At 47.4% G+C, this 20,050-nt stretch carries 20 protein-coding genes; 13 read left to right on the plus strand and 7 right to left on the minus strand.

Features of this window, described 5'->3' with window-relative positions:
• Window positions 1-7 precede the first annotated feature (7 nt).
• The 3 genes from NNX04_RS01950 (at window position 8) to NNX04_RS01960 (ending at window position 3,413) form a co-directional block, all read left to right on the plus strand.
• A complete protein-coding gene (locus NNX04_RS01950; RefSeq protein WP_261947323.1) occupies window positions 8-2,020 on the plus strand; it encodes a methyl-accepting chemotaxis protein in 2,013 nt (670 codons plus the stop codon).
• 51 nt (window positions 2,021-2,071) lie between these two features.
• Entirely contained in the window at window positions 2,072-2,296 is a 225-nt protein-coding gene (locus tag NNX04_RS01955; protein WP_007641873.1) for a DUF2835 domain-containing protein, read from the plus strand.
• A gap of 88 nt (window positions 2,297-2,384) precedes the next feature.
• Window positions 2,385-3,413 (plus strand): quinone-dependent dihydroorotate dehydrogenase, encoded by a 1,029-nt coding sequence (locus tag NNX04_RS01960; RefSeq protein ID WP_261947324.1) that lies wholly within the window; start codon window positions 2,385-2,387, stop codon window positions 3,411-3,413.
• 149 nt (window positions 3,414-3,562) lie between these two features.
• Here the strand turns inward: NNX04_RS01960 and rmf are convergent, their stop codons facing one another.
• A complete protein-coding gene (gene rmf / locus NNX04_RS01965; RefSeq protein ID WP_007641871.1) occupies window positions 3,563-3,787 on the minus strand; it encodes a ribosome modulation factor in 225 nt (74 codons plus the stop codon).
• A gap of 282 nt (window positions 3,788-4,069) precedes the next feature.
• On the opposite strand from rmf, the gene rlmKL reads away from it, so the two are divergent.
• From rlmKL to NNX04_RS01985, 4 genes are read left to right on the plus strand one after another with little or no spacing between them, the layout of a single operon-like run.
• On the plus strand, window positions 4,070-6,328 hold the full coding sequence (rlmKL, locus tag NNX04_RS01970) for a bifunctional 23S rRNA (guanine(2069)-N(7))-methyltransferase RlmK/23S rRNA (guanine(2445)-N(2))-methyltransferase RlmL (protein WP_261947325.1): 2,259 nt from the start codon (window positions 4,070-4,072) through the stop codon (window positions 6,326-6,328).
• 21 nt (window positions 6,329-6,349) lie between these two features.
• Complete coding sequence (locus NNX04_RS01975) at window positions 6,350-7,177, plus strand: hypothetical protein (protein ID WP_261947326.1); 828 nt, start codon at window positions 6,350-6,352, stop codon at window positions 7,175-7,177.
• A 56-nt stretch (window positions 7,178-7,233) separates the two neighbouring features.
• Window positions 7,234-8,241: a protein-methionine-sulfoxide reductase catalytic subunit MsrP gene (gene msrP, locus NNX04_RS01980; protein WP_261947327.1), complete on the plus strand. Its 1,008-nt coding sequence runs from the start codon at window positions 7,234-7,236 to the stop codon at window positions 8,239-8,241.
• Between the two features lie 11 nt (window positions 8,242-8,252).
• Window positions 8,253-8,843 carry a sulfite oxidase heme-binding subunit YedZ gene (locus NNX04_RS01985; RefSeq protein ID WP_261947328.1) on the plus strand — a complete coding sequence of 197 codons (591 nt, stop codon included), beginning with the start codon at window positions 8,253-8,255 and terminating at the stop codon, window positions 8,841-8,843.
• A gap of 45 nt (window positions 8,844-8,888) precedes the next feature.
• Here the strand turns inward: NNX04_RS01985 and NNX04_RS01990 are convergent, their stop codons facing one another.
• The 3 genes from NNX04_RS01990 to earP form a co-directional block, all read right to left on the minus strand.
• A complete protein-coding gene (locus NNX04_RS01990; protein ID WP_261947329.1) occupies window positions 8,889-9,656 on the minus strand; it encodes a hypothetical protein in 768 nt (255 codons plus the stop codon).
• 150 nt (window positions 9,657-9,806) lie between these two features.
• A complete protein-coding gene (gene efp, locus NNX04_RS01995) occupies window positions 9,807-10,367 on the minus strand; it encodes an elongation factor P (RefSeq protein ID WP_007641857.1) in 561 nt (186 codons plus the stop codon).
• Window positions 10,368-10,509: 142 nt separating this feature from the next.
• On the minus strand, window positions 10,510-11,649 hold the full coding sequence (gene earP / locus NNX04_RS02000; RefSeq protein WP_261947330.1) for an elongation factor P maturation arginine rhamnosyltransferase EarP: 1,140 nt from the start codon (window positions 11,647-11,649) through the stop codon (window positions 10,510-10,512).
• Window positions 11,650-11,740: 91 nt separating this feature from the next.
• Between earP and NNX04_RS02005 the strand changes: the two genes are divergently transcribed.
• Genes NNX04_RS02005 through NNX04_RS02020 form a run of 4 tightly spaced genes read left to right on the plus strand, consistent with a single transcriptional unit; the run spans window position 11,741 to window position 14,324 of the window.
• Window positions 11,741-11,896, plus strand: a complete 156-nt coding sequence (locus NNX04_RS02005; RefSeq protein WP_007641854.1) for a DUF2256 domain-containing protein — start codon at window positions 11,741-11,743, stop codon at window positions 11,894-11,896.
• A complete protein-coding gene (locus tag NNX04_RS02010; protein WP_261947331.1) occupies window positions 11,893-13,494 on the plus strand; it encodes a cryptochrome/photolyase family protein in 1,602 nt (533 codons plus the stop codon). Before NNX04_RS02005 ends, NNX04_RS02010 begins: the two co-directional genes overlap by 4 nt.
• 33 nt (window positions 13,495-13,527) lie before the next feature.
• Window positions 13,528-14,073, plus strand: coding sequence for a DUF2058 domain-containing protein (locus tag NNX04_RS02015; RefSeq protein WP_151058117.1), 546 nt, complete (start codon window positions 13,528-13,530; stop codon window positions 14,071-14,073).
• Between the two features lie 5 nt (window positions 14,074-14,078).
• Window positions 14,079-14,324, plus strand: a complete 246-nt coding sequence (locus NNX04_RS02020; protein ID WP_261947332.1) for a hypothetical protein — start codon at window positions 14,079-14,081, stop codon at window positions 14,322-14,324.
• A gap of 99 nt (window positions 14,325-14,423) precedes the next feature.
• Here the strand turns inward: NNX04_RS02020 and NNX04_RS02025 are convergent, their stop codons facing one another.
• Entirely contained in the window at window positions 14,424-16,253 is a 1,830-nt protein-coding gene (locus NNX04_RS02025; protein ID WP_151058113.1) for an ABC transporter ATP-binding protein, read from the minus strand.
• Between the two features lie 209 nt (window positions 16,254-16,462).
• On the opposite strand from NNX04_RS02025, the gene NNX04_RS02030 reads away from it, so the two are divergent.
• Window positions 16,463-16,852: a hypothetical protein gene (locus NNX04_RS02030; protein ID WP_261947333.1), complete on the plus strand. Its 390-nt coding sequence runs from the start codon at window positions 16,463-16,465 to the stop codon at window positions 16,850-16,852.
• Window positions 16,853-16,868: 16 nt separating this feature from the next.
• Window positions 16,869-17,393 carry a hypothetical protein gene (locus NNX04_RS02035; RefSeq protein WP_261947334.1) on the plus strand — a complete coding sequence of 175 codons (525 nt, stop codon included), beginning with the start codon at window positions 16,869-16,871 and terminating at the stop codon, window positions 17,391-17,393.
• Between the two features lie 138 nt (window positions 17,394-17,531).
• Here NNX04_RS02035 and NNX04_RS02040 read toward each other — a convergent pair whose 3' ends face one another.
• Both NNX04_RS02040 and NNX04_RS02045 read right to left on the minus strand, forming a co-directional pair.
• Entirely contained in the window at window positions 17,532-18,560 is a 1,029-nt protein-coding gene (locus NNX04_RS02040; protein ID WP_261947335.1) for a DUF6976 family protein, read from the minus strand.
• Window positions 18,561-18,582: 22 nt separating this feature from the next.
• Window positions 18,583-19,839 (minus strand): hypothetical protein, encoded by a 1,257-nt coding sequence (locus tag NNX04_RS02045; RefSeq protein ID WP_261947336.1) that lies wholly within the window; start codon window positions 19,837-19,839, stop codon window positions 18,583-18,585.
• Between the last annotated feature and the right edge of the window lie 211 nt (window positions 19,840-20,050).

The raw sequence follows: 20,050 nt of genomic DNA on the forward strand, positions 1-20,050 counted from the left end.
AATAGCTATGTCCAGTCTCTTTGCGCCAGCCGTTCAGCTGGCAAATAAAATGTCTTTCTCCAGTAAATTGCTCACCATTGTACTTATTTTTCTGTTGCCATTTGTGTGGTTGTTAAGCCAGCAATGGTTGCAAAATAATCGTACGGTTGCGGCGGCGGTGCGCACCCAAACCGGTGTGGAATTGATACTCGCGGTAAAACCTATCGCTCTTGGGTTGGCGCAACATCGCGGCCTCATGGCGCAGTATCTGGCAGGAGCAAGCGATAAAGCACCAGCTCTGCAGCAGCTTGAGCAAAAGCTGGATCAGGACTTTGCACTGGTAATCAAGCGTATTGATGAAACTACTGCATTTAATTCTGCATTATCAGAAATAGAGCAATCCTGGCGCGCACTAAAATTGGCGGCTATCGAGAAAGATGCTGCAAAAAGTTTTATCGGGCACACGCAGTTAGTCGCGCGCGTGCAAGCTGATATTAAATTACTGGTGGATTATTTTGATATTGAACTGCAATCCACGCGCGACAATTATTACCTCTCGCAATTAACCCTGTTTCAAATTCCTGAACTCCAGGAATTGCTCGGGCAGTTGCGGGGGCGTGGTGCCGGTGCCTTGACCGATCAGGTAATTACATCTGAGGAACGCGCAACATTGGTTGGGTTGCATTTTGGCGTAAAGAGAGCATTGACCAGTTTTGAGCAGCAAATCCAGTTGTTAAATCAGGATCAAACCCTCGCCAATTATTTTTCAACATCAGTCGATAAATTCAATAAATCCGCTGCTCTTTTTGATTCTATGCTGCTACAAGATGCGCTCGCACCTGCATCGCCCGTTGTCACTAATAGCGTGTTTTTTGCGCAGGCAACAACAGTGATTGATGCGCTGGCCGCAGTGGACGTGCTTGCCAGCGAGCAGTTGATGCGCAGTGCAACAACCGCACGTGCGCAGGCTGCCGATACGCGGCTACTGCTGTTAGCAGTCGCCTTGGGGAGCGTGATTCTGGGGTGTTATGTTGCGATGGGAATTCTCGCTGCACTCAATGCCAGCGTGCACTCCGTAAACAACCTGACACAATCGCTCAAAAACGGTAATTTTTCCGAGACCTTGCAGGTGAGCAGCAAGGATGTCATCGGTGAAGTTGCTGATAATCTGGCCGCGATGGTGAATCAGGTATCGCGCTTGATCAATAATATCCAAGGGTCGGCAGATCAAGTTAATAAACTGTCGGTTGAGCTACAAGCCGTAACAGACGTCACTAAAGATGAGTTGGATCAGCAGAACAACCAGACCCAACAGTCTGCGTCGGCGGCCACTGAAATGGCGGCTACTGTGCGCGAAGTGGCCCGCACCTGCGTGGAGGCCAGCTCCGCTACCGATATTGCACGCGATACGGTAATTGAAGGGCGCGCACGCGTGAATGAGGCTATAGCGGTCATCAACCGTTTGGGAAGTGATGTGGGTGAAGCCAAAACAATCATCACTGAATTACAACGCGATGTGGCGGACATCAGTGCGGTGCTGGAGGTAATTCGCAGTATTGCCGAGCAGACGAATTTGCTTGCACTAAATGCGGCGATAGAAGCGGCGCGCGCAGGTGAGCAGGGCAGAGGGTTTGCAGTGGTGGCCGATGAGGTGCGTTCGCTGGCAAAACGTACCCAGGATTCAACGGCGGAAATCCGCGCTGTGATTGAGAAATTACAGCAGCGTGCGGGTAAAGCGGTGGATATTATTTTGCAGAGTTTTGACGGCGCCCAGAGTTCGGTGCAAAGTGCCGCCAGTGCCGGTGAGTCGCTGCAACAAATAGTGCACAGTGTGGAAATGTTGCGCGATTTAAATACCCAAATCGCTACCGCTGCCGAACAACAAGCGGCAGTGGCAGAACAAATGTCGCGCAGTACCCGTGAGTTGGGCGATTCGTCGGAAAATATATTGGATCAGGTGCAGAAAACCCTCGGTTACAGTTTGAATCTGCGTCAGGGGGCGGATCGTCTATTGGAAAATACCCTGCAATTTAAAATCTGATTAGAATGGCTTTTCGTTTTGTCGTATTTGTTTTTTTGTTGTGGGGTTTTCTTGAAAAGTATTGTAGTCAGCTTGGCTATTTCAGCCGAAGAATTTCAGCGCTTGTATGAAGGCAGCGCCAAAACCGTTTTTGCCCAGAGTATAGATGGCCGCAGTATTCGTTTTCCGGCGGGTATTTTGCGGCCGTTTGTGTTGCACAATGGGGTGCGCGGCACATTTCAAATTAATTTTGATGAGGATAATCGCTTTCAATCCATCCAGCGCCTGGGTGGATAAACTCAAGGTTTGGGGTGATTTGGGGGCTGTAATCCAGTATCCTTGCGCCCTGTTTTGACTCCCTTTATTGATCTGCCAAGAGCCTGCCATGTATCAGCATATTCGCGATGTATTATTCCGCTTCGACGCCGAAACCTCCCATGAACTCAGCCTGGATATGCTCGGTGCCGCTGAGCGCTTGCGTCTCTTGAGTCTGTTTACGAGCAAGGTGCCTAGCAACCCGGTGCAGGTTATGGGGCTAAGCTTTGACAACCCGGTTGGGCTTGCCGCAGGCTTGGATAAAAATGGTGATTATTTTAATGCGCTTGGCGCCTTAGGTTTTGGTTTTGTGGAGATTGGCACTATTACTCCGCGCCCGCAGCCCGGCAATCCGCAACCGCGTTTGTTTCGCATTCCTGAAGCCCAAGCGATTATTAATCGCATGGGGTTTAACAATAAGGGTGTTGACCACTTGGTCGCGCAGGTTAAAAAACGCCGTTATAACGGGATCCTCGGCATTAACATCGGTAAAAATGCGGTAACGCCCGTTGAAAATGCGGTAGATGATTATTTGACCTGCCTGCGTAAAGTCTATGACTACGCTGATTACATCACTGTGAATATTTCGTCACCCAATACTCCCGGTCTACGCAACTTGCAATTTGGCGACTCGCTGTCGCAATTGTTAGCGCCACTCAAAACGGAACAGACCGCCTTGCACAAGGCAACCGGTCGCTATGTACCTATCGCGGTAAAAATCGCCCCGGATATGGATGAAGGCGAAATCCACCAAGTTGCTGGTATTCTGTTGCAAGAAGGTATGGATGGCGTTATCGCTACTAATACCACCATCACCCGTGTGGGTGTGGAAGAGTATGAAAATGGCAATGAAGCCGGTGGTCTGAGTGGTTTGCCTGTGCGCGATAAGAGCACTTATGTGATCAAAACCCTCAATGCTTGCCTGGGCGGGAAGTTGCCAATTATTGGCGTAGGCGGGATTTTGGATGGCGCGAGTGCCGCCGATAAAATCCGCGCTGGAGCCAGCCTGGTACAAATTTACAGTGGCTTTATTTACGAAGGCCCTGCGCTGATTGCACGCGCCGCGCAAGGAATCGCCAGTTATCAAAGAGGTCTGTAAGTTGGTAGGGCTGGTCAAACTGCTGTGTTATAAATCGACAATTAATGCCCTGAATAGAACAAAGCCCGCAGTAGCGGGCTTATTCATTTAACATGATTGGGTAAAAAATTTGTAGGACTGTGTTCGATGCCAATAAGGCGAGTTAAACATTAGCCACTCATGGCCATGGGTTGAATGTTGTTAACCTTTTGAACCTGTGCCAAACGGCTGTAGCCATCCCATTGATCAATGCGCGACTCGCGCCAGCCATTTAGCCATTGTTGGCGAGCTTGGCCTGTTTCATGGGGGCAAAGACTTTTTGAACGCCCATCAATACCTGCTTGATACCCTTTTACAAATGCGCGTTCTGTTTGGTCACGTTTTTGACGTTTCATCAGTTATAGCACCTCTAAGTTGTGGATTATCGATAGGTTTTAGTTATCGACGAAAGCGGTGTTGCGGTCTTTCACTTGCCGGTCTGACTGGTTCTTGGATTCTCCTTAGCGTTAACAGGTTGGGTGAGTACACCAGATTTAACCTGCGTCGTGAACGATTAAATTTTTATACATAGGCCGTTCTATATGGCATATCGGCCTAGCAAATGTATTTGACAACTTAATGACAAACACCTTTGTTTAGTCAGGTGTGGTTCAGAAAAGTTCATATTGGAAACATTAATGACATATCAATATTTCGCTACCTGCCCCAAAGGGCTGGAAGGCTTGCTCTATACCGAGCTGCAAACCCTTGGCGCAGAAGACCTGCGCGAGACGGTTGCGGGCATCTATTTTTCTGGCGATATAGAGCTGGCGTACCGGGTCTGCCTCTGGTCGCGTTTGGCCAATAAGGTGTTACTACCGCTTGCAAGTTTCGAGGCCAATAGTCAGGAAGAACTCTATGACGGTGTACGTGAGTTGCGCTGGGAGGAGCACTTAAGCCCGAGTGGTAGCCTGTTAGTGGATTTTATTGGCACTAACGATGCGATCCGTAATACCCAGTTTGGCGCGGTAAAAGTAAAAGATGCGATTGTCGATTGTCTGCGCGATTTCAGCGGCGAGCGCCCCTCCGTCGCCAAACGCGACCCGGATTTGCGCGTAAATGTGCGTCTATCCAAGAGCAAAGTAATCGTCAGTATCGATTTGTCGGGCGACAGTCTGCATCGCCGCGGTTATCGCATTAAGCAGGGCAGTGCGCCTATGAAGGAAAACCTGGCCGCGGGTATTTTGATTCGCGCCGGTTGGCCGGAAATCGCCGCGCAAGGTGGTGCGCTGCTGGACCCTATGTGTGGCTCTGGAACAATTTTGATTGAAGCGGCGTTAATCGCAGCGGATATAGCGCCCGGATTGCTGCGCGGCAGTTTTGGTTTTGAACGTTGGTTGAATCATCGCAATGACATCTGGCTAACTTTGCGAGATGAAGCGTTCGAGCGCAAAAAAATCGGCCTCGCGCGTGAAAATTTACCGGAAATTCGCGGCTATGACGCCGATATAAAAGTGATTCGCGCGGCAGAAGAAAATATTGTCAGCGCCGAGTTGGATCACTGGTTGCGTGTGAGCCGCAAAGAATTGGCCGATTTTGTTAAACCGACGCACAATAAAACAATGGAATTTGGTTTGGTGCTTAGCAACCCGCCTTACGGTGAGCGCTTGGGTGAAATTGAATCGCTAAAATTATTGTATGCTCACTTGGGCGAGCGGTTGCGCAATGAATTCCAAGGTTGGCGTGCGGGTGTGTTTACCGGTAACCCGGAACTGGGCAAACAAATGGGTTTGCGCGCCGATAAAAAATACAAATTCTTTAATGGCACCATCCCCAGCGAACTGTTGATGTTTAGCATCAGCAGCGAGGCGTTTGTGCAAAGCCGTGTTGAACAGGATGCGCGTTTTAGTAAAGATGATACAGAGCGCAAAGAAGCAGAACAGCGCGTCAAAATTGAAAACAAAAAAGAGCAAGCTGCTGCCTTGTCTAATGGCGCGCAGATGCTGGTGAATCGCCTGCAAAAAAACCTCAAACAATTGGAAAAGTGGGCGAAGAAAAACGATATCAGTTGCTACCGTTTATATGATGCAGATATGCCGGAATATTCGGCTGCCATTGATATTTATCGCGGTCAAACCCAGTCCTATCATGCTCCGCAACTTTACGCCCATGTACAGGAATACGCGGCGCCCAAATCGGTCGATGAAGACCGCGCCGCACAGCGTTTTGCTGAAATTGAAATGGCCGTACCATTTGTGCTGGATATTCCCGCCGCAAATATCAGCTACAAACAACGCCGCCGCAATAAAGGCACCAGTCAGTACGAAAAAATCAGTGAGCGCCCGACAGGTGATGTGTTTAGTGTGCAGGAAGGGCAGGCCAAACTGCACATCAATATGTGGCAGTATTTGGATACCGGTTTGTTCCTCGATCATCGCCCTGTACGTTTGATGATTGCGAATATGGCTAAAGACAAACGTTTCCTGAACCTGTTTTGCTACACCGCAACCGCAAGTGTACACGCCGCCATGGCGGGCGCGCGTTATACCGTGAGTGTGGATATGTCTAACACTTACTTGAACTGGGCGCGTAAGAATTATGCGTTAAATGGTTTGAGTGAATCGCGCAACCGTTTGGAGCAGGCAGATTGTTTGCAGTGGCTGGAAGATAACGATCAGCAATTTGATTTGATTCTGCTCGACCCGCCCAGTTTTTCCAACTCAAAACGGATGGAAGATGTGTTGGACGTGCAGCGCGATCATGTGGGTATGATCAACAATGCCATGCGTTCACTCGCAGAGGGCGGTACGCTGATTTTCTCTAACAATCTGCGCAGTTTTAAATTGGATGCCGATGCACTCAGCGGTTTCACCATTAAGGATATCAGCGCACAAACGATTGATGAGGATTTTAAACGCAACCCTAAAATCCACCAATGTTGGTTGATTACGCATTAATAGATAAAAAGGTGAATGCCCATGCGTCATTATTGTTTCAGTATCATTTTTTTATGGTTACTGACTAGTGGCGCCAAGGCGGACACCTTTTGTTTTGCCTCGGCCGAGACCTATTACGAGCAAGTCTATTGTCAGTTGCAAGCCAAAGCACAACTTAAAAATTTACCGCCGTTTCATCAATTTAAAAAGAATAACGAACAGGTTCAGTTTTCGCTGTTAAAGCGACCTGCAGAGCGCAATGCAATCAAGTTACCCGCACCGGTAAAAAAATTATCCCCAGCGCTATTGCCTGCTAATCAAGCTCCAACCGTCGCACCTACTTCTGTTCATTCTTCTACCAATGAACCACGTGTTGTTTCTGCACGTAATAATTTGGTTGAATCAAACCCTATGAATTCGTCAGCGTGTGTATTACAAGGGCGTCACATTCGCTGTGTTGACACCAACTACGAACTATTGGGGAATAAAGCCAATCACCGTCTTGCGGCTGGTGTGCTAGACGCCTATAACACTATGGCGTTGCCGAACGTGAAAGGTAGTTCAGTGGCGCTAGCGGCGAGCTACGAAAAATACATCGACAAAATGTGTGAAATTGGCCTGTGTGCAGTGACCATGACTTATCGAAAGTTCGCCTATCTTTATCAAGATTTACAAACCAAGGGATTGGATTTCGCGCAACGTTTTGAAACTATGTTTGGCTTTCTTAAGAAAGATAAGGCAGCGATGGCCGTCAGCGAGTCAGTTAGTGTGCCTCCGGCGTTGAGCATCACGGACTGTGACACCTTGGGTGATCGCTATTTTGTGTGCGACCACAAGGGCAGAAATTATGTTTTTGCGCTGCTCAAGTAACAAATGTGTCTGCCGTGAGTCTATAGAGCAAATCCTTCCGCATTACCGAGGTCAATATGATTATCAAGCGACCAAGCGATATCCCATCTTCCGAAATTACCCCTGAAGCAATCTATAACGCGCGCCGCGATTTTATGCGCGGTGCGATGAGTGTTGCTGCGCTGGGTGTTGGTATGGCCGCCGCGCCGGGTATTTTAGCGGCACCTGGTCAGGTGACTGAGGCAGAAGTAAAAGGGCCTGATTGGCTAAAACAACAAATCGCTGAGGCAAGTTCGAATAAGGAAGTTATCCCTGATGCGCTTACGCCTTACGAGCACATTACTGGTTACAACAATTTTTATGAATACGGCTACGAAAAAACGGATCCCGCCGCAAAAGCCCATGTGTTAACAACAAATCCCTGGACAGTTGAAATAGCGGGTGAGGTTGGCAAGCCCGGCACCTTTGCACTGGAAGATTTATTAAAAGGTATTGCACTGGAAGAGCGGGTTTATCGCTTGCGCTGTGTCGAGGCATGGTCAATGGTGGTGCCCTGGGTGGGTTTTTCACTGGCCGATTTAATTAAGCGCGCTGAGCCAACCAGTAAAGCAAAATATGTGGCGTTCACCACGCTTGAGCGTCCCTCAGAAATGCCCGGGCAAAAAAGCCGTTTTAGCACCATCGATTGGCCATACCGCGAAGGTTTACGCATGGATGAAGCCATGCACCCCTTAACCACCTTGGCGGTGGGTTTGTATGGCAAGGTGTTGCCTAATCAAAACGGTGCGCCGCTGCGTTTGGTAGTGCCGTGGAAATATGGTTTCAAATACATCAAATCCATTGTGAAAATCGAGTTCACCGAAAAGCAACCTAAAACCACCTGGAGTATGCTCGCGCCTGATGAGTACGGTTTTTACGCTAACGTAAACCCGGCAGTGAGCCATCCACGCTGGAGTCAAGCGGAAGAGCGCCGCCTGCCGAGCGGTTTATTGCGCCCGAACATTATTCCTACGCAATTGTTTAATGGTTACGCGGAGCAGGTGGCGCATCTGTATAAAGATATGGATTTGCGTAAATTTTATTGAGAGTGATTGTTATGCCTGTATTGTGGCGACGAGTTCTAATTTTTTTCCTCTCATTGATTCCACTGGTATTTATTGTTTATAAAACACTGACAAATCAGCTGGGTGCAGATCCAGCTAAAACCATTGTGTTGTTTACGGGTGAGTGGACAATCTATTTTTTGTTTATCACCCTTGCCGTAACCCCGCTGCGGCGTTTTATCAATTTCAAAAATTTTCACTTCCGCTGGTTGCAAACCCATCGGCGTATGTTGGGCCTATTTACACTCTTTTATGCCGTTTTGCATGTACTTACTTTTCTGGTTTTTATTTTAGGGTTGGACTTTTCTCGCTTCGGAAAAGAATTGGTCGAGCGGCCTTATATTCTGGTTACTATCCCTGCTGTTATTTTGTTAGTTGCATTGGGAATTACTTCAACTAAATCAATGATGCGACGCTTGGGGAGTAACTGGATACGACTGCATAAAAGTATTTACTTAATTGCAATTCTTGCTTGGGTGCATGTGTTTATGCAGGTGCGTTCCAGTTATTTTGAGGCGGTATTATTTGGGATGATTTTATTGGCGTTGTTGTTGCCTCGGCTCTTTTGGGCGCTGCGAAAATAAAAAATTGACCACTATCATCTAAAGATAATTACGCGTGCACTTGGGTTAATTCAGCAATTTCAAACTTGCCGTGATCGCTTCGTTAGTATCCATACCGGCACCACTGCTGCCGGATGTCGATGAAAGCTTTGCAACCAATAATCGGTTGCCTTGGGTGATATAGGTTTTTTCAACATCAAAATGAAATTCAAATCCGATGACTAGCGCAAAACGACCAGAGCCTTTTCCGGTTGAGCGGCTCGCGAGCGGGGTGCCATTTTCGTCAATCCAGAACTGCAGGTCGGTACGGTATTTTTTGAGATTTTTGCGCTCTTCTTCGCTCAGGTTTTCAAGCGGAATTTGTAGGTGAAGTAAACGCGCGGATTTTCCGTTGTAGGTGACGTGTTCTTCCTTCACTAATTGTGCTTTGCTTAAATCGTCTCCGATATCGCGTACGGGGTTGAGTAGTATGCTGATTTCCGAATAGTTGAAACGATTCATCGCTTCGGTTGTGGGGGTTGATGCTTGTGGGTTTTGTTTTTTGGCTTCAGTTTCCCGGTCGATATTGCTGAGTAGTTCCGGTGAATAGCGGATGTGTAACCCCGCTGGGTTTTGTTCTACCGCAAATTGGGCAAGGCCTTCTTTGATATTGTGATCGTCGCCTTCTTTGTTTTGGTTTTTCACGCTGGCAGTCACTTGAGCACTGAACGGTGAATTTTGTTCAAACTTTTTTAGTGCTTGTTGCAGGTCGTGCAAGCTATCGGCATGGGCAGACGAAATTAGTGAGGCGAGGGAAAGGGAAAGTAAAAGTTTGAGTGAAGATATTGTGTGCATGATATTTCCTATTGTTGTTAACACTAAAATCCTGATGTCAGTAAAAACACAAATGGATAGATATTCAACAACAAAAATAGTTCAATACCACACACCAATAAAAATGGCGCCACAAGGGCGCCATTTTTTAACTGCGATACAGCTCTGCGATTAAGCGCGAGACTTGTATTCGCCAGTACGGGTGTCGATGATAATCTTTTGACCGATTTCAACAAACGCCGCCACTTGCAGTTCGGTGCCGTTGTTGAGTTTGGCGGTCTTCATCACTTTACCTGAGGTGTCGCCACGTACTGCAGGTTCGGTGTAAGCCACTTCGCGAGTGATGGCGTTAGGTGGAGTTACGGAGATTACTTTACCGTCGTAGAACACCGCATCACATACGTCTTCCATGCCGTCTTCCATCCAGGGCAACAGGTCGCCCAATTCTTCAGCAGTTACTTCGTATTGATTGAACTCTGGGTCCATAAATACGTACATTGGGTCGGCGTAGTAGGAGTAGGTTACTTCTTTACGATCCAGTTGAATGTCGTCGAATTTGTCGTCTGCACGGTAAACGGTTTCGGTGTTGATGCCGCTCAGCAGGTTTTTCAATTTCATTTTAACTACGGCAGAGTTACGGCCGGATTTGTTGTATTCCGCTTTTTGAACAACCCAGGGTGAGCCGTCGATCATCAGAACGTTGCCTGCGCGGCATTCTTGAGCATTTTTCATGGTAAATCCCAGTTTGCAATGGTTAACGAATAGGAGGGAAGCCTTGGTTCGCAGAGCGCGCGGGCCTTAAGCCCCCAGAGGTCCCGGGTTTGAAATCGGCGCGCTACTATACAGTTCTTTGGTGTTTTTCTGTAGTGCTTTTTTAGCCCGGCATTGCCAGGCAATGGTTGCATAGTTGTTGTGCTAAATCCGGTGTTTCGCTCAGTGCCTGAGTCCAGGTTTTGCAGTGCTCCTGCCATGCGGGCAGCAGGTTTATCAAGGTGATCCAGCTGCTATCGGTATGTCCGGCTTCATTCCAATCGAGCCAGAATTGGGTTATGGCCGACCTGAGCGCCTGATCTTTGGGTACATAGACGGCTAAAAATGCCTGTAATTTGACCAGATGTGCATCGTCATCTTGCACATAGATATGCCATACCACCGGTTTTCCGGCCCACTGGGCGCGGATGAAAGAATCCTCACCCCTGACAAAGTTAATGTCGCAGGCCCAGAGCAACTTGTCGTATTCGGTCTGGGTGAGAAAAGGGATGACTTGCACTGTCAGGCTGCCGGATTGATAAATATCGCCACAGACCAGGGTTTTACCCAAGTGTTGATTAATACTGCTGAGAATTTTCCCTTCCGGTACCAAGCAGTGGATTGGTTGTGATGACTGCTTCCACGCGGCTAGTAAACCACCAATGGCGGGATTCTCGTAAGCAAACAGGGAGATCAGCAGACTGTTGGGTGCTGGGTCTATGTTCATCTGATTAAGCCACTGCGACCGAAAAAATGCATCGCGCTGGCTAAGCAGGTTTTGCTCCCGCAACAAACCGCCAGTAGGCGGACTGAAGCCGGGAAAGAAAAAGGTTTTACGCAAGCCGGTTGCTGGGTGAACAGAGGCCATGCCGTGGCATTCTGCTACCCAAGGCTCAGCACTCAGGTATTCCAGATTGATCCAAACCGGCGCTTGGCCGCTGGCCTTGAGTTTCGCCATTGATTGTAGGTAAGTGTCCGGAATATCACAGGCAAAGGCTTCAATCACTACGTCGGCGGGCTGAGTTGATGCATCAAACGCCGCATGCCAGATGCGCACTTCTACACCTTCCAGCTGCTGATGTTCTTGCATATTGGTCTCTGGCCAGATGCGTTTTAGCGATGCAATATCATCCACCCATAAACGTACCTGCTGTTGATGCTCCGCCGCCAACTGGCGCGCCAAGCGCCAGCACACGCCAATATCACCAAAATTGTCGATCACACGGCAAAATATGTCCCAGCGTTTGATGGTGTTGGTTGGCATAGTCAGGTTTACACGATAAATAAGGCGTGAATGATACCAGCAGACGGTACTGTCGTATTACCAAAATACCCGACCGCAATTAGCTGAGAATATGAAAAAACAACATTTACCCGAGAAAATCTGCGTTCACTGCCAGCGCCCTTTTAGCTGGCGCAAGAAATGGGAGCGGGTGTGGCAAGAGGTTAAATATTGTTCCAAAGCTTGCGCTAGTTCCGCGCGAAAAACCAAGGACAAAACCAATCAATGACTAAGCCCGCTACAAAAACTGCGCCCATAAGCGACAAATCCCCTGCAACTATTCGCCGCCTGTGTGTGATTTTGGGCGACCAACTCAATCGCGATAGCGCGTTGTTTGATGATTTTGATTCCGGACATGATTTGTTGTGGATGGCAGAGGTGCAGGGCGAAAGTACCCATGTTCCCTCCAATAAACAGCGCAGCGTGATGTTTCTGGCGGCCATGCGGCACTTTGCACAAAGCCTACGCGATGAAGAATTGCCGCTGCATTACATTTCGCTGGATGAGCTTTGCCTACGCGATTTTTCCGCTGCGCTTGCAGCAACGCTGGCGCACTATCAGCCTGCACAACTACGTTTGGTGTTGCCGGGGGATTATCGGGTGCTGCAAGCCTTCCGGGGCTTTTGCGCCGAACACCATCTGCCGTTGGAGCTGCTGGCGGATAATCATTTCATCGCCCAACCCGGCGAATTTACCGCTTGGCAAAAAGGTAAAAAACAGTGGCGCATGGAATATTGGTATCGCCAATTGCGCAAACGCAGCGGCATTTTAATGCGCGGTGATCAACCCGAAGGCGGCGAGTGGAATTACGATAAAGACAATCGCGGCACCTTTTCGGCGCAAGGCCCTGGCTTGCTGGATGCCGCATTAGTATTTCCGGCTGATGCCGTGACCCAGAGTGCCATCGCGACAATTGAGCGATTCTTCCCCACTAATCCTGGTAATTTAATCAGTTTTGGCTGGCCGGTTAATCGCAACCAGGCGCTGCAATTGTTGGACTTTTTTATCGACAAAAATCTGCCGCTGTTTGGTGAATATCAGGATGCCATGTGGACTAACGAACCCTGGCTCTACCACTCGCGCTTATCGACGGCACTTAATCTCAAACTGCTCTCGCCTCTGGAGGTGATCACCGCCGCCGAGCGCGCCTATCAAAAGGGAGCTGTGCCTTTAAATGCCGTGGAGGGTTTTATTCGTCAGATTCTCGGCTGGCGCGAGTACGTGCGCGGACTTTATTGGAGCCTGATGCCGCAGTGGCAAACCATGAATGCGCTGGACGCCCAGCACAACCTACCGGATTTTTACTGGACCGGCGCGGTGGACATGAACTGCTTGGCGCAGAGCATCAAACAAGTATTGGATCACGGCTATGGGCACCACATCCAGCGGTTAATGGTGACCGGTTTATTTGCCCAGCTGTGGCAGGTGCAACCGCAGCAAATTCATGCCTGGTATCTCGCTATGTATGTGGATGCGGTCGAATGGGTGGAATTGCCCAATGTATTGGGGATGAGCCAGTACGCCGATGGTGGCATAATGGCGTCCAAGCCCTATATTGCCACTGGTCGCTACATTGCCAAAATGAGCAATTACTGCGATGGCTGTGTTTACCAGCCCGATGCTGCTGAAACGGAAAATGCTTGCCCCTTTACCACGCTGTACTGGGAATTTCTCGCCAAGCATCGCGAAAAATTCGTCAAGCATCCGCGCCTCGCATTACAGGTAAAACACCTGGACGCGCAGAGCGATGAAAAACGCCGTGCGATTGCCAAACGTGCTGAGTGGGTGAGGGCGCATTACCCGGCAAATCTCTATCCAACAACTTAATTCAACAACTTAACTTTTTGAGCAGAATTTATTATGGCCTCCTTGCAAGACCAACTATTAAAAGCCGGTTTGATTGATGCCAAAAAAGCCAAACAGGCCAACAAAGAGAAACGCAAAGAAACCAATGTGGCGCGCCGCTCCAGCGAAGAAGTGGTAGATGAAGTAAAACAATCGGCCGAGCAGGCGCGGTTGGAAAAAATTGAGCGCGACCGCGAATTAAATCGCCAGCGCGATTTGGAGTTGCAACAAAAAGCCATTGCTGCGCAAATTAAACAGCTGATCGAAAATCATCGCCAATCTAAAGGTGCGGGTAATGGCGATGTGGAGTACAACTTTACCGATGGTAAGCTCATCAAGAAAATGCGGGTATCGCCTTTGGTGCTGGAGCAAATTGCGCGGGGTTTATTAGCGGTAGTGAAATTGGGTGAAGGTTACGAGCTGGTGCCGCGTATCGTTGCTGACAAAATAGCACAGCGCGATGATAAATTTGTGGTGGTTGCCAATACCAAGCAAGACAATAAAGTGGATGAAGATGATCCCTATAAAGACTACGTCATTCCTGACGATTTGATGTGGTAAGGGCTATGTGGAATCCCATCCGCATGGTGCTGCATAGTAAATCGCCGCGCGGTATAAAAATAATTGCGTTAAGTTTGATGTTGGTGCTGGCAAGTGCAGCGCCGATCATGCTGTACAGTTTGTTTGGCCCTGATGATGGTGGCCCGGTATTGTTGGGTTGGTTATTTGCGGTGGGTGCGGTATTAGCCCACGTGGGTTTTTTGATTGGAATTTTATTGGTGATATGGGATTTACATTTCGCCAAGAAGTAGCTGTGTGTGTAAATAGGGCGGGTTCGCGCAGCAACCCGCCACATTTATCACAATGAAAATGATTTCAAATATCACAATGAAAATGATTTCAAAAACGTGCTAGAACTCTCCCAGGAATCCGCCTGACTGATGTGCCCACAAATGCGCATACACACCGCCTAATGCAATCAATTCATTGTGGGTTCCCTGTTCAATAATTTGGCCTTTATCCAACACGATTAAACGATCCAGCGCCGCGATGGTGGATAAACGGTGCGCGATTGCGATTACAGTCTTGCCTTGCATTAGCGTGGTTAAATTGGTTTGGATGGCGGCTTCCACCTCGGAGTCGAGTGCTGATGTCGCTTCATCCATAATCAAAATGGGTGCGTTTTTAATGAGCACCCGCGCTATAGCAATGCGCTGGCGCTGGCCGCCCGAAAGTTTTACACCGCGCTCGCCCACATGGGCATCATAGCCGGTGCGGCCTTCGTTATCGCTGAGACCCATAATAAAATCATGCGCTTCCGCTTGCTGTGCTGCTTGAACCATTTCCGCTTCGGTAGCGTCTGGTTTACCGTAGAGCAGGTTGTCTCGAATAGAGCGGTGCAGGAGCGAGGTGTCCTGCGTCACCATACCAATTTGTGCGCGTAAACTTTCTTGTTTCACTTCGGCGATATTTTGTTGGTCGATTAATATGCTGCCGCTGTCCACATCGTAAAACCGCAGCAATAAATTCACCAGAGTGGATTTGCCTGCGCCGGAGCGACCAACCAGGCCAATTTTTTCACCGGCATTAATGTGCAGGTTAAAGTTATTCAGCAAACCTTCGTGTTTGCCGTAATTAAAGTTTACCGATTTAAAGTCAATTGCACTGTGTTGGATAAGTAACGGCTTGGCATTGGGTTTGTCCTGCACTTCGCGGGGAATGGACAAGGTGTTTAAGCCATCGCGCGCGGTGCCGATGTTTTCAAATAGTGCAGATACTTCCCACATAATCCATTGCGCCATACCGTTTAAACGCAATACCAAACCAATGGCCGCAGCAATGGCTCCGGTTGTAATCGCTGCGTTTGACCATAGCCAAAGCGAGGTGGCAGCAATGGAGAAAATAAGGATCACACTAATAACCCATACGCTGGTGCCGAGTAGGGTGGCAAGGCGCATTTGTGGGTGAACTGTTGTTAAAAAATATTCCATGCCTTTTTTGGCGTAATCGGCCTCGCGATTGGAGTGGGAGAATAATTTCACCGTAGAAATATTGGTATAGGTATCCACCAGGCGGCCTGTCATATCCGAGCGTGCATGGGCTTGCGCAGTAGAAATTTGGGAGAGGCGCGGCAAAAAGTAATAGAGCAGGCCACAGTACGCAAAAAACCAAACAATTAAGGGGAGCGCAAGGCGCCAATCCAGCGAAAAGGCTAATACCAGAATGCTGCTGAAGTACACCATTACATAAAGCAATACATCCAGTAGCTTCATAATAGTTTCGCGTACTGCCAGCGCCGTTTGCATCACTTTGGTTGCAACACGGCCCGCAAATTCATTTTGATAAAACTGATAGCTCTGTCCCAGCAGGTAGCGGTGTGCTTGCCAGCGAATGCGCATGGGAAAATTGCCCAGCAAAGTTTGGTGCATGATTAATGAGTGCATTAATACTGAAACGGGTAAACCGATTAACAGGATAACTGCCATCCAGATTAATTCCTGCCGGGATTCCGCCCAAAAAACAGCCGGTGTGTGCTGATTAAGCGAATCGACTAAATTGCCAAGAAAGCCGAACAGCGAGACTTCTAAAATCGCAATGAGGCCGGTAAATACGGCCATGGCAATCAAATAAAATTCCGCGCCCCGGCTATAGTGCCGGCAAAATGCATAGAGCGTTTTGGGTGGGCTAGTGGGTTCTTGCGGAGGGAAGGGCTTTATCAGGCTTTCAAAAAAACGAAACATAATGCAATCGCCGGTAATAAATAAGAAGGGCTGGCTAAAAACTGAGCCGCTATTGTAACAGCTCAAACTGCAGACTTCGTGTAACCAAGTGTTAATTTGCGGTGCTACACTGTCGTCCACTAAATAGAGGGGGCTATTCCCGTTAGGTGTTATGTCGGGTTTGGACCTTCGCTGTCGTTATACATCAGTCATTGTGCGAGTGAGCTTTTATGAGAAATACATTAACGGTATTTGGGGCAGGTTGTTTGGGTGGGTTGGTCATGTGTGTGGTTATGTGGCTATTTAGTTATTACGGCATTACCCAATCGTTAAATGTACGGCTTGCAGGTTCTCTTTCCCCGCATTGGATGTACCCACGTATTGTATGGGGTGGTTTGTGGGGGTTTTTGTTTTTGTTGCCGATTTATGCGAGCAGTATATTTGCGCGTAGCTTCGTGATTGCCTTGATTCCTACCCTGATCACACTCTTTGTGTTTTTTCCCTTTTATGAAGGGAAGGGGGTGGCAGGTTTGTCATTGGGTATTCTTACCCCATTTTTAGTATTCTTTTTCTTTTGGGTTTGGTCGCTGACCGCCGCAATTAGCTTGCGTGTTTCTTGATAAGGCGGTAAACACAATGAAATGTATAACTCAGTTTCTGAGTGTTTTTTTAATAGTATTGGTGGCGGTGTCAAGCCATGCGCAATTGTTGCCCGACAACAATAACCTGAATGTGCAATCGGTTAATCGCTGGATGAAAAGCAACCGCGATATGGCACCACTGATACAGGCTATTGATGCTCGCCACCTCACTCCAGAATCATTTAAAACATTTGAAGCTCTCTCTTCGATAGAGCAGGATCAGTACATTGAATTGGTGCTGCGTGAGGAGAATTTGTTGGGGCAGGCTGATAGCATAGTTCGACAGTACGGTTGGAAATCAGTGGGCGAATATATGCGGTTAAGCACCAAGTTAGGTAATGCAATTGCCGCTTACTTTTTGTTTGGCGATTTGGGTAAAGTGACGGAAGATCAAGCCAAGCAATTAAAAGAAAAAGCTGACCCTGCTGTATTGGCAGTTTCACAGGCGGATATTGATTTTATTCGCCGCAATGAAAAAACTTTACAGCAATATATTCAGGCGTATGGCGCCGGGCGATGATTGTTGCTGCCGAGTATAAGAAAAGGCGGGCACCTGAGTGCCCGCCTTTTTTATTGCTCGTGTATTTTTCTTTTTATTATTTATTGGCTGTTATTTATTGATTGTCAATGGTTGTTGGGTTTTATTGTTTTTATCTACTTAGCGTGAACCGCCGCTTATACTTAAATACACCAGAGTTTGGTTTAACAATTGATAGGCAACTTCACCGAAGGTAATTGGGCCGGTTAAATCCCGGGTCTTTTTTCCCTCCAGTTCCGAGTAAAGATAGTTCAGAATACAGTTGCAGGAAAATGAAATTCCCTCACTGGCAGATGCCGATAATTCTTTGTTAAAACTTTCAATGTAATTATCCACCGGATTGGCAAAACGATAACTAATATCTGCAAACACTGGTGCATAAAGCTCAACTTTATTATTTGCTTCATCAACCTGTTGGATACTGACATTTACCATCACGCCGGAATAATTTGCTACCAGTGGTAGGCGAGTATCAATTTTTGCATGCTTGATGTAATCGGCCAAATTTGCTGGCTCACCGTTGATGGTGCAATCAGTAGCGCTAAAACCGGTATGTTTGAATTTGATTTCAGGGCCGTTACCCTGGGTAAACAGATTGACAATATTAATGTTGGCAAGTTGATTAACCGGCAATGGAATATGCATTGCAACCGCTTGCTGATCAAAGAGCATGCCACGCGCCGGGCCAAACCCTACCTTTGCGTTACGGCTGCCAATATCGTCCAGGTGCACGCCAGAAATCCAACCAATAATGGGTGAAAAATACATATTGGTGTAGTCCGGTGAATTTTGTGCGTAAGCTAAATGTATTTCTGACATGGCTGGCAATATCACAATGGTGAAGCCATGCTCCGGCGCCTCTTGTGCTATGCGTGAGATGGAATTGCCATCATAAAGTGTAATGCGCGGCGCGTTAGAGGACTGCACACCGTCTATAGTATGCACAAACATATTGTTGCGATCTGCAGTGCCACCCTCTGCGGTCATGAAGTAAGGGATAGTCCCTGCAATCCAATTGCCCGAAGGAAGATCAGTCAATACTGATTCATCTGCTGCAATAACCAAATACTCCCCTTTGTTAATTTTTTCGATAAGTTGCACGCGGTCGATAAGCTCGCTGCGAATACTGATGTCGGCCTCTTGTGCCATATCTATCTCCTTGGGAATCGAATTAATGTGCGTGGCTATTATTTATGACCATGCGCAATTCTTGTTGCATGAAGCGCTGGTTGTGTTTGATGAAATCCCTTACGCGGCGCGCAGCCGTTAATTCAACGACCGGGTCAGGGTTCATCAGCAACTGGGAGCGAAGATTAGCCAGCAATAATTTGTAAGCTATGTGTGAGCTTGGAATAAACGTGTCGTCTTTAAGAATTCGTTGCCAAATACCACTGTTTTCATCCGGTAGCGTAAACTGATTTTCCTCAGGTGCATTCATGAGTTGATTCATTAATATCAACTCTTTTTTCAATGTTCTTGCGTTCTTACGAAAGAATTCCCGCAATGAATTAAGTGCTGTAATACGACTATTATTATCATCCATATGGGTGAACGCGTGTCGCAGTCGAACCAAAAATAGATTCAATGGCATGTTTGTGGATTTTAGATCTACCTTTCCGCTTACCAGCTTCAGCCAAATGCTATTTTTTAGTGAAGGCAAAACCAATTTTGTAGTTGTTGTTTGTCGTTCATCTATGGGGTGTTTTTTATTGGATAGCGCGCATATTTGCCCAACTTCAGATTCCAAGTGATTTATATGCGCAATAAAAAACTTGCGCAGTTCGTTCACTGCATCGCTTATTTGAACATGGGTATTGGGGTCGATAATACTGAGCTTTAATTTTGATAGCATTAGTCGCAGCGGAAAGGACTGGGTTTTTAGGTGAAATTTATCGTAGACCATGTTTTCCCAAATGGGATCTACTTCGGTGGGTAAGACCATTGCCATACGATAGGATTCTGGTGTTTTCTCTATATCCGATAGTACTTCATCAACCAATGATGGTTCAATCAGCAGCATTTGTGAAATTGCTTCAGCAGCCAAACCTCGGGTATGAGCTAGCGCAATTTGTTGTCGCAGCTGATGACTATAGTTCCGGTTGGCATCCCCCAAAAATCCAGGTTGTAACAGGCTATCTCTACTTACACCCAAGGTTGTAATAGTGGGGTCAAAGTAAGCAGAGTTAATTTGACAGCTGTATTGTCCTAGCCGGGTATGTGTCCAACGCTTAACATTATTGGTATGTTGAATTTTTTGTGACGCTGTTTCACTGGGTTTTGCAAAGAAAGAAAACTTTGATTTTTCCAGCTGATAGGCAATATCGATTTTAATTATTTTATTCTTCTCATCAATACTTACGTCCTGTATCGACCATGGCGCATTAATTCCCAGAATGGTCTCGAAATAATACTTGGGCTGTTTTACCACTTGATTCTCCTTTGGTTCGTAATTGTCAAAAAAAATATTTCACTTCGACAATACCTCAGGTCAAAGTACAGGTGCGAATGCAGTGCTAAGGCTATCTTGAATTCGTTATTAATATTGTGGCTTCACTCTTTATCAGTGGGCGCGCGATTATGAACATTTGCAGAGTGTGATGATAGGTTTTTAGCGCGGGATAAAAAAATTGTGGCATCTA

It is taken from the genome of Cellvibrio sp. QJXJ (assembly GCF_024452345.1).
Lineage (GTDB): Bacteria > Pseudomonadota > Gammaproteobacteria > Pseudomonadales > Cellvibrionaceae > Cellvibrio.

Coding starts and splice junctions, on each gene's coding strand:
- NNX04_RS01950 (WP_261947323.1), top strand. CDS start 8: ATGTCCAGTCTCTTTGCGCCAGCCGTTCAGCTGGCAAATAAAATGTCT.
- NNX04_RS01960 (WP_261947324.1), top strand. CDS start 2,385: ATGTATCAGCATATTCGCGATGTATTATTCCGCTTCGACGCCGAAACC.
- rmf (WP_007641871.1), bottom strand. CDS start 3,787: ATGAAACGTCAAAAACGTGACCAAACAGAACGCGCATTTGTAAAAGGG.
- rlmKL (WP_261947325.1), top strand. CDS start 4,070: ATGACATATCAATATTTCGCTACCTGCCCCAAAGGGCTGGAAGGCTTG.
- NNX04_RS01975 (WP_261947326.1), top strand. CDS start 6,350: ATGCGTCATTATTGTTTCAGTATCATTTTTTTATGGTTACTGACTAGT.
- msrP (WP_261947327.1), top strand. CDS start 7,234: ATGATTATCAAGCGACCAAGCGATATCCCATCTTCCGAAATTACCCCT.
- NNX04_RS01985 (WP_261947328.1), top strand. CDS start 8,253: ATGCCTGTATTGTGGCGACGAGTTCTAATTTTTTTCCTCTCATTGATT.
- NNX04_RS01990 (WP_261947329.1), bottom strand. CDS start 9,656: ATGCACACAATATCTTCACTCAAACTTTTACTTTCCCTTTCCCTCGCC.
- efp (WP_007641857.1), bottom strand. CDS start 10,367: ATGAAAAATGCTCAAGAATGCCGCGCAGGCAACGTTCTGATGATCGAC.
- earP (WP_261947330.1), bottom strand. CDS start 11,649: ATGCCAACCAACACCATCAAACGCTGGGACATATTTTGCCGTGTGATC.
- NNX04_RS02005 (WP_007641854.1), top strand. CDS start 11,741: ATGAAAAAACAACATTTACCCGAGAAAATCTGCGTTCACTGCCAGCGC.
- NNX04_RS02010 (WP_261947331.1), top strand. CDS start 11,893: ATGACTAAGCCCGCTACAAAAACTGCGCCCATAAGCGACAAATCCCCT.
- NNX04_RS02015 (WP_151058117.1), top strand. CDS start 13,528: ATGGCCTCCTTGCAAGACCAACTATTAAAAGCCGGTTTGATTGATGCC.
- NNX04_RS02020 (WP_261947332.1), top strand. CDS start 14,079: ATGTGGAATCCCATCCGCATGGTGCTGCATAGTAAATCGCCGCGCGGT.
- NNX04_RS02025 (WP_151058113.1), bottom strand. CDS start 16,253: ATGTTTCGTTTTTTTGAAAGCCTGATAAAGCCCTTCCCTCCGCAAGAA.
- NNX04_RS02030 (WP_261947333.1), top strand. CDS start 16,463: ATGAGAAATACATTAACGGTATTTGGGGCAGGTTGTTTGGGTGGGTTG.
- NNX04_RS02035 (WP_261947334.1), top strand. CDS start 16,869: ATGAAATGTATAACTCAGTTTCTGAGTGTTTTTTTAATAGTATTGGTG.
- NNX04_RS02040 (WP_261947335.1), bottom strand. CDS start 18,560: ATGGCACAAGAGGCCGACATCAGTATTCGCAGCGAGCTTATCGACCGC.